The organism is Dorea sp. AM13-35 (genome assembly GCF_003473885.1).
Taxonomy (GTDB): Bacteria; Bacillota; Clostridia; order Lachnospirales; family Lachnospiraceae; genus Dorea_D; species Dorea_D hominis.
Window position 1 is genome coordinate 160,356 of the sequence record NZ_QUCZ01000004.1, and the last position, 12,054, is coordinate 172,409.

Consider the following 12,054-nt stretch of genomic DNA (forward strand, 5'->3'; position numbering starts at 1 on the left):
AACTCAGACAAAGATTCCCACAACAGATGTGAAAGGATGAATAAAGCATATGATGAGAGAAAAATATGAATCTCTTCCATTAGCTACGCTTAAAGAGCTTGCAAAAGCGCGTGGCCTGAAAGGCATTTCAACAATGAAAAAAGCAGAGTTGATTGAATTAATGCTGAAGGAAGATGAAAAAGAAAAAAAGGCATCCCAGGAGAATGTAAAAGAGATGTCGGCAAACACTGGCGACAGAGAACTGCATGATATTGACAAACTGGACAGCGGTGTTGTCGCAAATGGAATTCTGGAAGTTATGCCGGATGGATATGGATTTATCCGAAGTGATAATTATCTGCCGGGTGATCATGATGTATATGTATCTCCGTCACAGATCCGTAAGTTTAATCTGAAGACAGGAGATATTCTGGAGGGGCATACAAGAATCAAGACACAGCAGGAGAAGTTCAGTGCACTTCTTTACCTGTCAAAGATCAATGATATGGATCCGATGAAAGCGATCCACCGGAAGAACTTTGAAGATATGACACCGATTTTCCCGGATGAGAGAATGCGTCTGGAGAGCGGACAGACAAGCACAGCGATGCGTATTGTGGATCTGCTTTCCCCAATCGGTAAAGGACAGCGCGGTATGATCGTATCACCTCCGAAAGCAGGTAAGACAACTCTGCTTAAGCAGATTGCACTTTCTGTCAGAAAGAACAATCCGGAAGTACACCTTCTGATCCTTTTGATAGATGAGCGTCCGGAGGAAGTTACAGATATCAAAGAAACGATTGAAGGCGACAATGTAGAAGTTATTTACTCTACTTTCGATGAGTTACCGGAGCACCATAAGCGTGTGTCAGAGATGGTGATCGAGCGTGCCAAGAGACTGGTAGAACATAAAAAGGACGTTATGATTCTGCTTGACAGTATCACAAGACTGACAAGAGCATATAACTTAACTGTACCACCGTCAGGAAGAACACTTTCCGGTGGTATCGATCCGGCTGCACTGCATATGCCGAAGCGCTTCTTCGGAGCAGCGAGAAATATGCGTGGCGGAGGAAGCCTTACAATCCTGGCAACCGCGCTTGTAGATACCGGAAGCAAGATGGATGACGTCATTTATGAGGAATTTAAAGGAACCGGTAACATGGAACTTGTTCTTGACCGCAAGCTGTCTGAAAAGAGAATGTTCCCGGCTGTAGATATTCCAAAATCTGGTACACGAAGAGAAGATCTCTTACTTACACCGGCAGAGCAGGAAGCAGTCGATACGATGCGCCGTGCACTCAATGGTATGCGCGCCGAAGACGCTGTGGATAATATCCTCAACATGTTCTCCAGAACAAAGGATAATGGAGAATTTATCCAGTTGATGAAAAAGACAAAATTAGTCTAGACAAGCTGTGTTTTTTGTGATACAATAACAAAGCTGTTTAGAAAACGAATCATAATCGCGAAAATCGCGTGAAAGTAAAAAATAAAAAGAAGAGGTGAAAATCATGAAAGAAGGAATACATCCAGCATATTATCAGGCAACCGTAACTTGCAACTGTGGTAACACATTCGTAACAGGATCAACTAGCGAGGACATCCACGTAGAGATCTGTTCTAAGTGTCATCCGTTCTATACAGGACAGCAGAAAGCAACTCAGGCTCGTGGCCGTGTTGATAAGTTCAATAAGAAATACGGAATGAACAAATAAGTTCGCAGGTTTTGGGTTGAGGTTTTGTAATCTCAACCCTTTTTTCGTTATAAAAGTTTTAAAGGAGGCTTTATGAAGTCATCAGAAATCGGAGGCCAGGCAGTCATCGAAGGTATTATGATGCGCAACGGAGATGAATATGCCGTGGCAGTGAGAAAGCCGGACGGAGAAATCCATGTGAAGACGGAACATTATGAAGGGATTTCCGGTAAATGTGGGATACTTTCTAAGATTCCATTTATCCGGGGGATTTTTAAATTTGCAGATTCTATGGTTCTTGGAATCCGGACATTAATGTATTCGGCAGAATTTTTTGAGGAAGATGAAGAAGAACAGAAAAAGGAGTTGACAGCAAAAGAACAGGAGAAAAAAGAAAAACAGGATGCATGGGCAATGCGCGGTATGCTTGCGTTTTCTCTTGTATTTGCTGTTGTGATCTTTATGATGGTTCCGTATTTTCTGTCTTCATTGTTCAAAAATGTTATTCCGTCATACGAAATCCGGACACTGCTGGAGGGAGTGGTACGGATTCTGATATTTATTTTATATCTGGCACTGATTTCCAGAATGGAAGATATACAGCGCACGTTCATGTATCATGGTGCAGAGCATAAATGTATCAACTGTATTGAACATGGAATGGAACTGAATGTTGAAAATGTCCGCAAGAGTTCCAGACAGCACAAACGTTGCGGAACCAGCTTCCTGTTCCTGGTTCTTGCAATCAGTATTATTTTACTGCTTCTGATCCATGTGGATTCCATGGGAATGCGTGTTGTTGTAAGACTCCTGCTTCTGCCCGTAATTGCCGGAATTTCTTATGAGATCCTGCATCTGGCGGGAGATAGTGACGGTGCACTTATCAATCTTGTGAGCAAACCGGGACTTGCGATCCAGAAGCTGACAACGAAAGAACCGGATGACAGTATGATCGAAGTCGCGATCCAGGCAGTAGAAGCAGTGTTTGATTGGAGAGATTATGAACGGAAAAATTTTTAATCTGGAAGAGCTTTTTCGAAGTGGAAAAGAGAGACTGCGCGAAGCACAGATTGAAGAAGCAGATCTGGATGCGTGGTATCTGTTGGAATATATTACCGGAGTTACGAAGACGGCATATTATGGTAACCCCAAAGCAGATGTGCCGGAAGAACAGGCAGAAGAATACGAAGTCGCACTTGCAAAGCGCGCAGAGCACATTCCGTTGCAGCATATTACCGGGAGACAATACTTTATGGGATATGAATTCCTTGTAAATGATCAGGTACTTGTTCCTCGACAGGATACCGAGAATTTGGTAGAAGAAGCATATCGTCATATAAAAGAAAAATTAAAAAAAGAGCCGAATAAGAAAGTACAGGTTTTGGATGTGTGTACCGGCTCTGGTTGCATTTTACTAAGTCTTATGAAGCTGTGCGGACAGATCGAAGGAAACGGTGTGGATATATCCGAAGGCGCACTGGAAGTAGCGCGACAGAATGGAGAGAGACTTAAGGCGGATGCTGTATTCAGGAAGAGTGATTTGTTTGAAAATGTGGAAGGAGCATACGATATCATCGTTTCCAATCCACCGTATATCCGGAGTGCCGTAATCGAAGAGCTTGCCGATGAAGTAAAATTACATGATCCGTATATTGCGCTTGATGGGAAAGAAGACGGACTGTATTTTTACCGGAAGATTATTGCTCAGGCAGGAAAATACCTGAAACCGGGCGGATGGATCTTATTCGAGATCGGGCACGATCAGGCAGAAGAGGTATCTGCGCTTCTTGCGCAGGCGGGATACGACAAAATTGATGTGAAAAAGGATCTGGCAGGACTTGACCGTGTTGTCAGTGCAATGTACAATAAAGGGTAGCCTTGAAACAGGTGTGAAGAGAAGAAACAGGAGGAGAAAATATGTTTGACAAATTAGAAGATTTGCTCATTCGATTTGAAGAAATATTAAGCGAGCTTCAGGAGCCAGATGTTGCAAATGATCAGAACCGTTTCCGTAAACTGATGAAAGAGCAGAATGATTTGACTCCGATCGTTGAGGCTTATAAGGAATATAAAGCCTGCAAGCAGGCAATTGCAGATAGTCTTGAGATGTTAGATGAAGAGTCTGATGAAGAACTGAAAGAACTTGCAAAAGAGGAACTAAGTGAGTCCAAGAAGAGAGTGGAAGAATTAGAGCATGAGCTGAAGATCCTTCTTCTGCCTAAGGATCCGAACGATGACAAGAACGTTATAGTCGAAATCCGTGCAGGAGCAGGGGGAGATGAAGCTGCTTTATTTGCTGCTGAGATTTACCGTATGTATCTGCATTATGCAGAAGGACGCCGTTGGAAAGTTGAGATGATTTCATTAAATGAGAATGGAATCGGTGGATTCAAAGAGTGTGTATTTATGATCACAGGACAGGGCGCATATTCCCGTTTGAAATACGAAAGCGGTGTACATCGTGTACAGCGTGTGCCGGAGACAGAAAGCGGCGGGCGTATCCATACATCCACGATCACGGTAGCGATCATGCCGGAGGCAGAAGATGTAGACGTAGTGATTGATGACAAAGATATCCGTATTGACGTTATGCGTGCATCCGGTAACGGTGGACAGTGTGTCAATACAACAGACTCTGCGGTACGTCTGACTCACTACCCGACAGGAATCGTGATTTACAGCCAGACAGAGAAATCCCAGTTACAGAATAAGGAAAAAGCTTTCCGTTTGTTACGTTCCAAATTATACGATCTGGAGATGGAGAAGAAACAGGCATCTGAAGCAGAAGCAAGAAGAAGCCAGATCGGTACAGGAGACCGTTCTGAAAAGATCCGTACTTACAACTTCCCACAGGGACGAGTAACAGATCACCGTATCAAGCTGACACTGCATAAACTGGACTCTATTCTGAATGGAGATCTGGACGAGATCATCGACAGCCTTACAGCAGCAGACCAGGCAGCAAAGCTTGCGAATATGAACGAAGAGTAAAAATTATACGAATTGTTTATAACGAGATAAATGAACAAAATATAGAAGGAAGATTATGGAAGAATATCAGTTTAAAAAGGCAGCACTGGAAGACAAAGAGATCATTGATCACTATTTCAGGCATCATACCAGCCGGAGCTGCGAGAGAACTTTTGTAAATCTGTATCTCTGGTCAAGACAGTATCCGGTAAAATGGGCAGTCATAGAGAATACACTTGTATTCAAAAGTGAGGACGAGAATCACATTGCCTTTGCTTTTCCGGCAGGAAAAGATGAGGATGTGAAGAATGTGATCCCGGTTCTGGAAAGATACTGCGAAGACCGGGGACGTACATTTTCCATGTATAATGTGACACCGGATAATTTTGAACGTTTGCAGGAATGGTTCCCGGACAGATACCAGATCGAGTATGACCGTGACCAGGCGGATTATGTTTATGAGACTGAGAAGCTGGCAACCTTATCCGGTAAAAAATTACATGGCAAGCGGAACCATATTAATAAATTTAAAATTATGTATGAAGACCGCTGGAGCTACGAACCGATGACAAAGGATAATGTGGAAGACTGTTTCCAGATGGCATTAAAATGGAGAAATGAAAACGGTTGTGAGGAAGATCTGGAGAAGAATGCAGAGATCTGTGTGACACTGAATTCACTCAGATTGTTTGAAGAACTGGGTCTGAAAGGCGGTGTACTCCGTATTGATGGAGAAGTAGCAGCCTTTACGGTAGGAGAACCAATCTGTTCAGATACTTTTGGTGTGCATATTGAGAAAGCATATGCAGAAGTACAGGGGGCATATCCTATGATCAATCAGCAGTTTGTATCACATGAGTGCATGGATTACAAATATGTAAACAGAGAAGAAGATACCGGGGCAGAAGGCTTAAGAAAGGCAAAGATGTCCTACCGTCCGGTGTTCATGGTGGAAAAAGGCACTGTGACAAGAAAATAAATAATAAAAAGGAGTGTGTAACATGATTGCAGAGAAGATGAAAGGAATGGTAGCAAACAGTTCTGCCATTCGTGCGATGTTCGAAGAAGGTAACAGACTGGCAGAGATATACGGGGCAGAGAACGTTTTTGATTTCAGCCTTGGCAATCCGAATGTGCCGGCTCCGGAAGCAGTAAAAAAAGCGATTATCGAGCTTGTAAGTGAGAGTGATCCGATCGTACTGCATGGCTACACAAACAGCAACAGCGGTTATGCAGATGTAAGAGAGACAATTGCAAATTCGCTGAATGAGAGATTCGGAACTTCTTTTGAAGGAAAGAATATCATCATGACAGTAGGGGCAGCAGGTGGCTTAAATGTTATTTTGAAGACACTATTAAATCCGAGAGATGAAGTAATTGCATTTGCACCATATTTCGGAGAATACCGTTCTTATACGAACAACTTTGACGGAGTACTGGTTGAAATTTCACCAGATAAAGAGACGTTCCAGCCGAAGCTTGATGAGTTCGAGCAGAAGATCACAGCAAAAACAAAAGCAGTCATTGTGAACACACCGAACAACCCGACAGGTGTTGTATATTCAGAAGATACAATTAAAAAAATGGCAGCGATCATGGAAGCAAAACAGAAAGAATTCGGAACAGAGATTTATCTGATTTCTGACGAACCATATCGTGAACTTGCATACGATGGAGTGGAAGTGCCATATCTGACGAAGTATTATGACAATACGATCGTAGGATATTCTTACAGTAAGTCGTTATCACTTCCTGGAGAACGCATTGGATATCTTGTGATTCCAGACGAAGTAACAGACAGTGAAACGGTATTGTCAGCAGCTAATGTAGCAAACCGTATTCTCGGATTTGTAAATGCACCGACATTGCAGCAGAAAGTCGTTGCAAAATGCATTAACGAGAAGACAGATCTGTCTTTCTATGACAGAAACAGAGAGACTTTATACAATGGACTTCTGGAGTGCGGATTTGAGTGTATCAAACCACAGGGAGCATTTTATCTGTTTGTAAAATCCCCAATTGCAGATGAGAAGGAATTTTGCAGCATTGCGAAGAAATACAATCTGCTCCTCGTTCCGGGAAGCTCTTTCGCATGCCCTGGATATGTAAGACTTGCATACTGTGTATCTTATGAAACAATTGTAAATTCTCTTCCGAAGTTCAAAGAGCTTGCAAAAGAGATGAAATGTATCTAGGCAGTTGTTAATGATGTACAGATAAAGGAGAGTCTATGTATTCATTTGAAGAGAATATAAGGAAAGTAGAACCGTATGTTCCGGGAGAACAGCCGACCGGAAAAGTAATTAAATTAAATACAAACGAGAATCCGTATCCGCCGGCAAAAGGTGTGACAGAAGCGCTGGAGTCTATGAATACGGATCTTCTCCGCAAATACCCGGATCCGACAGCAGATATTCTTGTGAAAGAACTGGCAGATTTTTATAATGTCGGAGAGGAACAGGTATTTGTAGGAGTGGGATCGGATGATGTGTTATCCATGTGTTTCCTGACATTTTTTAATTCGGATAAGCCAATCTTTTTCCCGGATATCACGTATTCATTTTATGAAGTATGGGCGAACCTGTACCGCATCCCATATACGTGCAAGGAGCTGGATAAGAATTTTGAGATTGTTCCGGAAGATTATTACGGAGAAAATGGAGGTGTGATCTTTCCGAATCCGAATGCGCCGACCGGGCTTTATCAGGAACTTGATAAAGTGGAAGATATTATCCGACACAATCCGGATGTGATTGTAATTGTAGATGAGGCATATGTTGATTTTGCAGGAGAGTCAGCACTTTCATTGATTGACAAGTACGATAATCTGATCGTTGTGCAGACCTTTTCAAAAGCAAGATCCATGGCAGGCATGCGGATCGGATATGCGATCAGTAATCCGCATCTGATCAAATGCCTGAATGATGTAAAGTATTCATTTAACTCTTATACGATGAACCAGACATCATTGGTCTGCGGTGTCGAAGCTGTAAAAGACCGTGCACATTTTGAAGAAACGGTGCATAAAATTATCGAGACAAGAGAATGGGCAAAAGAAGAGCTGGCAAAACTTGGATTTGAGTTCCTTGATTCCAAGGCGAACTTTATCTTTGCAAAACATCCCGAATACGATGCAAAAGAACTTTTTGAAGCAATGAAAAAAGAGAATATTTATGTGCGTTTCTGGGGAAGCAGACGGATCGAGCAGTACATGCGGATTACAATAGGAACAAAAGAAGAGATGGAAACAATGTTTTCATTTCTTAAGAGATATATGAATAAATAGGAGAAGAATATGACAGAAACTTTAGTGCAGGGCCTGATACATGCCCTTAGAGGAAGCATGGGAAAAGAAGCAATCGTCTTTATCATTTCCATGATTCCGATCGTAGAACTTCGTGGTGCATTACTTGTTGCAGGACCAATTCTCGGTGTGCCGGTAGCAGAAGCAATTCCGCTTTCAATTATTGGAAATATCGTGCCGGTGCCTTTTATTCTGCTTCTGATCACACCGATCTTTGCATGGATGAAAGGAACGAAGAAGCTGAAACCACTGGTGGAAAAGCTGGAAACAAGAGCAATGAGCAAAAAAGACCAGATCGAGAAATATGAGTTCTGGGGACTTGTACTGTTTGTTGGTATTCCACTTCCGGGAACCGGAGCGTGGACAGGATCTCTGATCGCAGCGCTTCTGGGAATAAAATTTAAAAAAGCGTTTCCGGCAATCATGCTTGGAATCTGTATGGCAACTGTCATTATGTGGTTTGTTTCTTATGTCCTGCTTGGCGGCGTACATTTGCTTGGATAGAGAAAAGAAGAAAAACGGGAGAGACTATTATGGATAAGATTTATGACGTAACAGCGATGGGCGAGATGCTGATCGATTTTACGAAAAACGGAGAGAGTGAACAGGGAAACGGTCTGTTTGAAGCATGTCCGGGCGGAGCGCCATGCAATGTTCTTGCAATGCTGAACAAGCTTGGCAGAAAGACTGCTTTTATTGGAAAAGTTGGAAATGACCAGTTTGGAAGACTTTTAAAAGATACGATCGATGCGATCGGGATTGAGACAAAAGGTCTGATCTTGGATGAAGAGATTAAGACAACACTTGCCTTTGTTCATACATTTCCGGACGGAGACAGGGAATTCTCTTTTTATCGTAAACCAGGTGCAGATATGATGCTGGAAGAAAAAGAAGTTGATGAAGAATTGATTCGCGGATCAAAAGTATTTCATTTCGGTACATTGTCCATGACAGATGAGCCGGTTCGCACAGCGACAAAGAAAGCGCTTGAGACTGCAAAAGAAGCAGGATGTCTGATCACATTTGATCCGAATTTACGACCACCGTTATGGAAATCTCTGGATGAAGCAAAAGAGATGATGGAATATGGATTTACACAGTGTGATGTGTTAAAAATATCTGATAATGAGATCCAGTTTGTATCCGGAAAAGAAGACTATGATGAGGGAATTCAGTATTTACAGGATAAATATCACATTCCACTCATTTTCCTGACAATGGGAAAAGACGGAAGCCGTGCATATTACAAAGATATGCGTGTAGAAAAAGCGGGTTATCCGGTGAAAGCGATAGAGACAACCGGAGCGGGGGATACATTCTGCGGATGTGCGATCAATGGTGTGTTAAAATATGGAATCGATAATCTCACAGAAGAAAATCTGGAGGAAATCCTTCAGTACGCGAATGCCGGCGCAGCGCTTATTACATTAAAAAAAGGAGCTATCCGTTCCATGCCGGAACCGGAACAGATAGAAGAGATGATAAAAAATGGCAGTCAGAATTAATAAAGAACTTCCGTCACCGGCGGAATTAAAAAAAGAATATCCATTGTCGGATAAATTAAAAAACATTAAAGAAAAAAGAGATGAGATGATCAAGGATGTATTTGCCGGTAAATCCGATAAATTCCTTGTAATTGTCGGACCGTGCTCCGCGGATAATGAAGATGCGGTATGCGAATATGTAAACCGTCTTGCGAGAGTTAATGAAGAGGTCGAAGATCGTCTGATCCTGATCCCGCGTATTTATACAAATAAACCGAGGACAACCGGGGAAGGATACAAAGGAATGCTGCATCAGCCAGATCCGGAGAAAGCACCGGATCTGTACGCCGGAATCCTTTCCATTCGTAAGATGCATTTAAGAGCAATGGAAGAGACAGGGCTTACAGCGGCAGATGAGATGCTCTACCCGGAGAACAGAAGTTATCTGGATGATATTTTATCTTATGAGGCGATCGGTGCAAGATCTGTGGAAAATCAGCAGCATAGATTAACAGCAAGTGGAATGGACATCCCGGTAGGAATGAAGAATCCGACCAGCGGAAATCTCGAGGTTATGCTAAATTCCATTGTTGCAGCACAGAAAGGACATCGTTATATTTATCGCGGAATGGATGTGTCTACAAGCGGTAATCCTTATGCACATGCGATTCTGCGTGGTGGTGTAGATAAATACGGAACCTGTATTCCGAACTATCATTACGAAGACTGCATCCGCTTATATGACTTGTACCAGAAAAAAGATCTGGAGAATCCGGCAATTATTGTAGATGCCAACCATTCAAATTCGAATAAGAAATTCAAAGAGCAGATCCGTATTACAAGCGAAATTCTGCACAGCAGAAGATACAATCCGGCTCTCAAAGATATGATAAAGGGTGTTATGATTGAGAGCTATCTGGAAGAAGGAAGACAGGACATCTGTGATCATATGACTTACGGAAAATCAATTACAGATCCGTGTCTTGGATGGGACGATACAAGAGATCTGATTCTGAAGATAGCAGAAGAATGTTAATAGGAAAATAAAAAATACGTATACTAAAATCTCGGTTTTGGTATACGTATTATTGTATTTTTAAGTGGGAAGTTGTTTCCCAGGACTCTAAGAGTTCCAAGTAATGTAACAACTCCTTTTTCGATTGGAGTGACAGCTTACGGTATCTTGTAAGCAGGAGCGCTTCGGTCTGCGAAGTGTGCGGCTCATCAAAAGTGGTAATTTCAACAGGGGAATCATCAAGCAGATAATCTACACTGACATGGAACAAATCTGCCATAACATTCAGTTTGTCATGGGAAGGTTCTCGGCTTTTTGTTTCATATCCGGCAACAGTAGAACGTGCAACATTTAAAGCGGCGGCAAGCTGAGCCTGTGTCATATGATTTTGCCCGCGTAAAGCTTTTAATTTTTCAGCGAATGATGCCATAATACGTTACCGCCTTTCTGGATATTGGATAATATATATGTATTTTAACAATTGTTTCGATAAAGAACATAGAATGTGCCGAGACTCAACAATAAGCAGAATAAAAGTTCCGAAACGCAACACAAATGAGACATGAAAGGAACAAATCAGCTGGCATCATAAATTTATTATATGGAAAGGAAGCGATATTATGCGTCAGGAAAGATTTAAGATGGAAAGAGAAGGACTGGTTGAAGAAGGTCAGGAGGTTGTGATCAGCGAAAGAAGCGCCGTGACCGGTCAGTATACTTATCTGGTAGAGCCGTCAGTTGCAATGTCCGGCATTTACCGTACAAGAGAGCGTATTATGTCCCGAAAAGGGGTTATCAAGGAAATCGAGAAGACAGAGAGAGGCTTTTATCTCGTAGTGGAGATGGAGGAATAAAGTTATTTATACAGGGACAGACAAGAAATTTCACCGGATGCTAATTCCCCAAAATAAAAAATCTCCATTATGACTAAGAAAATTCAATAGAGGGAACATTATTTTGGAAAAGACACAAGGCGCTTGCCATTGACACCCGATTGGAAAAAACTTATAATTTGTATAAAGCATATTAGTATTATACGGAAGGACGAAGATAGATGTTTATAGCAAAGAATGATGAAGAACAAAGAAGCAGAATCTGGAGGGCAGTCGTACTGGTTTCAACTGCGCTGATCATCCTGATTGCAATCTTCCTGCTGACGAAGATGTTCACTTCCAATCCGGTAGAAGGAAACTGGAAGGATGAGAATGGAAGAATGGATCTGAGTATCCATGGCAGCGGTTCGGCAGATGTGACGCTGTTAGATTTCCAGGAGCAGGACAAAGTAGAAGTGCCTTTAGCTTATTCGATTGATAAGGATGCGAAGACGATTACATTTTCCTATGATGACGCGAAGTTAAAAAGCGTAGCTGATAAGTCTAAGGGTGCATATAGCGAAAATGATCTGGAGACAGCTCTTGAATCGCTGGCATCGACTTACACGTACAGTGTTGACCGGGAATGTCTGACACTTACGGAGAGCGAATATGGCGATCAGATGGTATTAGATAAGGAATAATTAAGATCCCTCTATTTTTCCTGTTCAAAGAAACGGGTGATAGAGGGTTTTTCCGACATTTAGAGAGAAAAGAAACAGAATAATTGCGG

The 12,054-nt window shown here is 42.1% G+C and carries 14 protein-coding genes; 13 read left to right on the plus strand and 1 reads right to left on the minus strand.

What is annotated here, in order from left to right:
- The first annotated feature begins 52 nt into the window (after window positions 1-52).
- The 11 genes from rho (at window position 53) to DW152_RS06495 (ending at window position 10,470) form a co-directional block, all read left to right on the plus strand.
- On the plus strand, window positions 53-1,390 hold the full coding sequence (gene rho, locus DW152_RS06445) for a transcription termination factor Rho (RefSeq protein WP_199537814.1): 1,338 nt from the start codon (window positions 53-55) through the stop codon (window positions 1,388-1,390).
- Window positions 1,391-1,493: 103 nt separating this feature from the next.
- On the plus strand, window positions 1,494-1,697 hold the full coding sequence (gene rpmE, locus DW152_RS06450; protein WP_021860808.1) for a 50S ribosomal protein L31: 204 nt from the start codon (window positions 1,494-1,496) through the stop codon (window positions 1,695-1,697).
- Window positions 1,698-1,769: 72 nt separating this feature from the next.
- Window positions 1,770-2,696, plus strand: coding sequence for a DUF1385 domain-containing protein (locus DW152_RS06455; RefSeq protein WP_117536751.1), 927 nt, complete (start codon window positions 1,770-1,772; stop codon window positions 2,694-2,696).
- The gene (gene prmC, locus DW152_RS06460; RefSeq protein WP_118288224.1) at window positions 2,677-3,552 is read left to right on the plus strand and encodes a peptide chain release factor N(5)-glutamine methyltransferase; all 876 of its coding nucleotides are present in this window, start codon (window positions 2,677-2,679) and stop codon (window positions 3,550-3,552) included. The genes DW152_RS06455 and prmC overlap by 20 nt, the downstream gene beginning before the upstream one ends.
- A 41-nt stretch (window positions 3,553-3,593) precedes the next feature.
- Entirely contained in the window at window positions 3,594-4,667 is a 1,074-nt protein-coding gene (prfA, locus tag DW152_RS06465) for a peptide chain release factor 1 (protein WP_021860805.1), read from the plus strand.
- 55 nt (window positions 4,668-4,722) lie between these two features.
- A complete protein-coding gene (locus DW152_RS06470) occupies window positions 4,723-5,625 on the plus strand; it encodes a DUF2156 domain-containing protein (RefSeq protein ID WP_021860804.1) in 903 nt (300 codons plus the stop codon).
- 22 nt (window positions 5,626-5,647) lie between these two features.
- Window positions 5,648-6,841 (plus strand): pyridoxal phosphate-dependent aminotransferase, encoded by a 1,194-nt coding sequence (locus tag DW152_RS06475; RefSeq protein WP_117536749.1) that lies wholly within the window; start codon window positions 5,648-5,650, stop codon window positions 6,839-6,841.
- A 35-nt stretch (window positions 6,842-6,876) separates the two neighbouring features.
- Entirely contained in the window at window positions 6,877-7,932 is a 1,056-nt protein-coding gene (gene hisC, locus DW152_RS06480; protein ID WP_021860802.1) for a histidinol-phosphate transaminase, read from the plus strand.
- A 9-nt stretch (window positions 7,933-7,941) separates the two neighbouring features.
- Complete coding sequence (locus tag DW152_RS06485) at window positions 7,942-8,454, plus strand: COG2426 family protein (RefSeq protein ID WP_117536748.1); 513 nt, start codon at window positions 7,942-7,944, stop codon at window positions 8,452-8,454.
- A gap of 29 nt (window positions 8,455-8,483) precedes the next feature.
- Complete coding sequence (locus DW152_RS06490; RefSeq protein ID WP_117536747.1) at window positions 8,484-9,455, plus strand: carbohydrate kinase family protein; 972 nt, start codon at window positions 8,484-8,486, stop codon at window positions 9,453-9,455.
- Window positions 9,439-10,470: a 3-deoxy-7-phosphoheptulonate synthase gene (locus DW152_RS06495; protein ID WP_117536746.1), complete on the plus strand. Its 1,032-nt coding sequence runs from the start codon at window positions 9,439-9,441 to the stop codon at window positions 10,468-10,470. The genes DW152_RS06490 and DW152_RS06495 overlap by 17 nt, the downstream gene beginning before the upstream one ends.
- 49 nt (window positions 10,471-10,519) lie before the next feature.
- On the opposite strand, the gene DW152_RS06500 is transcribed toward DW152_RS06495, so the two are convergent.
- Window positions 10,520-10,879 carry a helix-turn-helix domain-containing protein gene (locus DW152_RS06500; protein ID WP_117536745.1) on the minus strand — a complete coding sequence of 120 codons (360 nt, stop codon included), beginning with the start codon at window positions 10,877-10,879 and terminating at the stop codon, window positions 10,520-10,522.
- A 190-nt stretch (window positions 10,880-11,069) separates the two neighbouring features.
- On the opposite strand from DW152_RS06500, the gene DW152_RS06505 reads away from it, so the two are divergent.
- The gene (locus tag DW152_RS06505) at window positions 11,070-11,303 is read left to right on the plus strand and encodes a hypothetical protein (RefSeq protein WP_117536744.1); all 234 of its coding nucleotides are present in this window, start codon (window positions 11,070-11,072) and stop codon (window positions 11,301-11,303) included.
- 200 nt (window positions 11,304-11,503) lie between these two features.
- The gene (locus DW152_RS06510) at window positions 11,504-11,965 is read left to right on the plus strand and encodes a hypothetical protein (RefSeq protein WP_117536743.1); all 462 of its coding nucleotides are present in this window, start codon (window positions 11,504-11,506) and stop codon (window positions 11,963-11,965) included.
- Window positions 11,966-12,054: the final 89 nt, after the last annotated feature.

What these genes read in the sequence shown, in the direction of transcription:
- rho (WP_199537814.1), top strand. Translation starts at nt 53, where the DNA reads ATGAGAGAAAAATATGAATCTCTTCCATTAGCTACGCTTAAAGAGCTT.
- rpmE (WP_021860808.1), top strand. Translation starts at nt 1,494, where the DNA reads ATGAAAGAAGGAATACATCCAGCATATTATCAGGCAACCGTAACTTGC.
- DW152_RS06455 (WP_117536751.1), top strand. Translation starts at nt 1,770, where the DNA reads ATGAAGTCATCAGAAATCGGAGGCCAGGCAGTCATCGAAGGTATTATG.
- prmC (WP_118288224.1), top strand. Translation starts at nt 2,677, where the DNA reads ATGAACGGAAAAATTTTTAATCTGGAAGAGCTTTTTCGAAGTGGAAAA.
- prfA (WP_021860805.1), top strand. Translation starts at nt 3,594, where the DNA reads ATGTTTGACAAATTAGAAGATTTGCTCATTCGATTTGAAGAAATATTA.
- DW152_RS06470 (WP_021860804.1), top strand. Translation starts at nt 4,723, where the DNA reads ATGGAAGAATATCAGTTTAAAAAGGCAGCACTGGAAGACAAAGAGATC.
- DW152_RS06475 (WP_117536749.1), top strand. Translation starts at nt 5,648, where the DNA reads ATGATTGCAGAGAAGATGAAAGGAATGGTAGCAAACAGTTCTGCCATT.
- hisC (WP_021860802.1), top strand. Translation starts at nt 6,877, where the DNA reads ATGTATTCATTTGAAGAGAATATAAGGAAAGTAGAACCGTATGTTCCG.
- DW152_RS06485 (WP_117536748.1), top strand. Translation starts at nt 7,942, where the DNA reads ATGACAGAAACTTTAGTGCAGGGCCTGATACATGCCCTTAGAGGAAGC.
- DW152_RS06490 (WP_117536747.1), top strand. Translation starts at nt 8,484, where the DNA reads ATGGATAAGATTTATGACGTAACAGCGATGGGCGAGATGCTGATCGAT.
- DW152_RS06495 (WP_117536746.1), top strand. Translation starts at nt 9,439, where the DNA reads ATGGCAGTCAGAATTAATAAAGAACTTCCGTCACCGGCGGAATTAAAA.
- DW152_RS06500 (WP_117536745.1), bottom strand. Translation starts at nt 10,879, where the DNA reads ATGGCATCATTCGCTGAAAAATTAAAAGCTTTACGCGGGCAAAATCAT.
- DW152_RS06505 (WP_117536744.1), top strand. Translation starts at nt 11,070, where the DNA reads ATGCGTCAGGAAAGATTTAAGATGGAAAGAGAAGGACTGGTTGAAGAA.
- DW152_RS06510 (WP_117536743.1), top strand. Translation starts at nt 11,504, where the DNA reads ATGTTTATAGCAAAGAATGATGAAGAACAAAGAAGCAGAATCTGGAGG.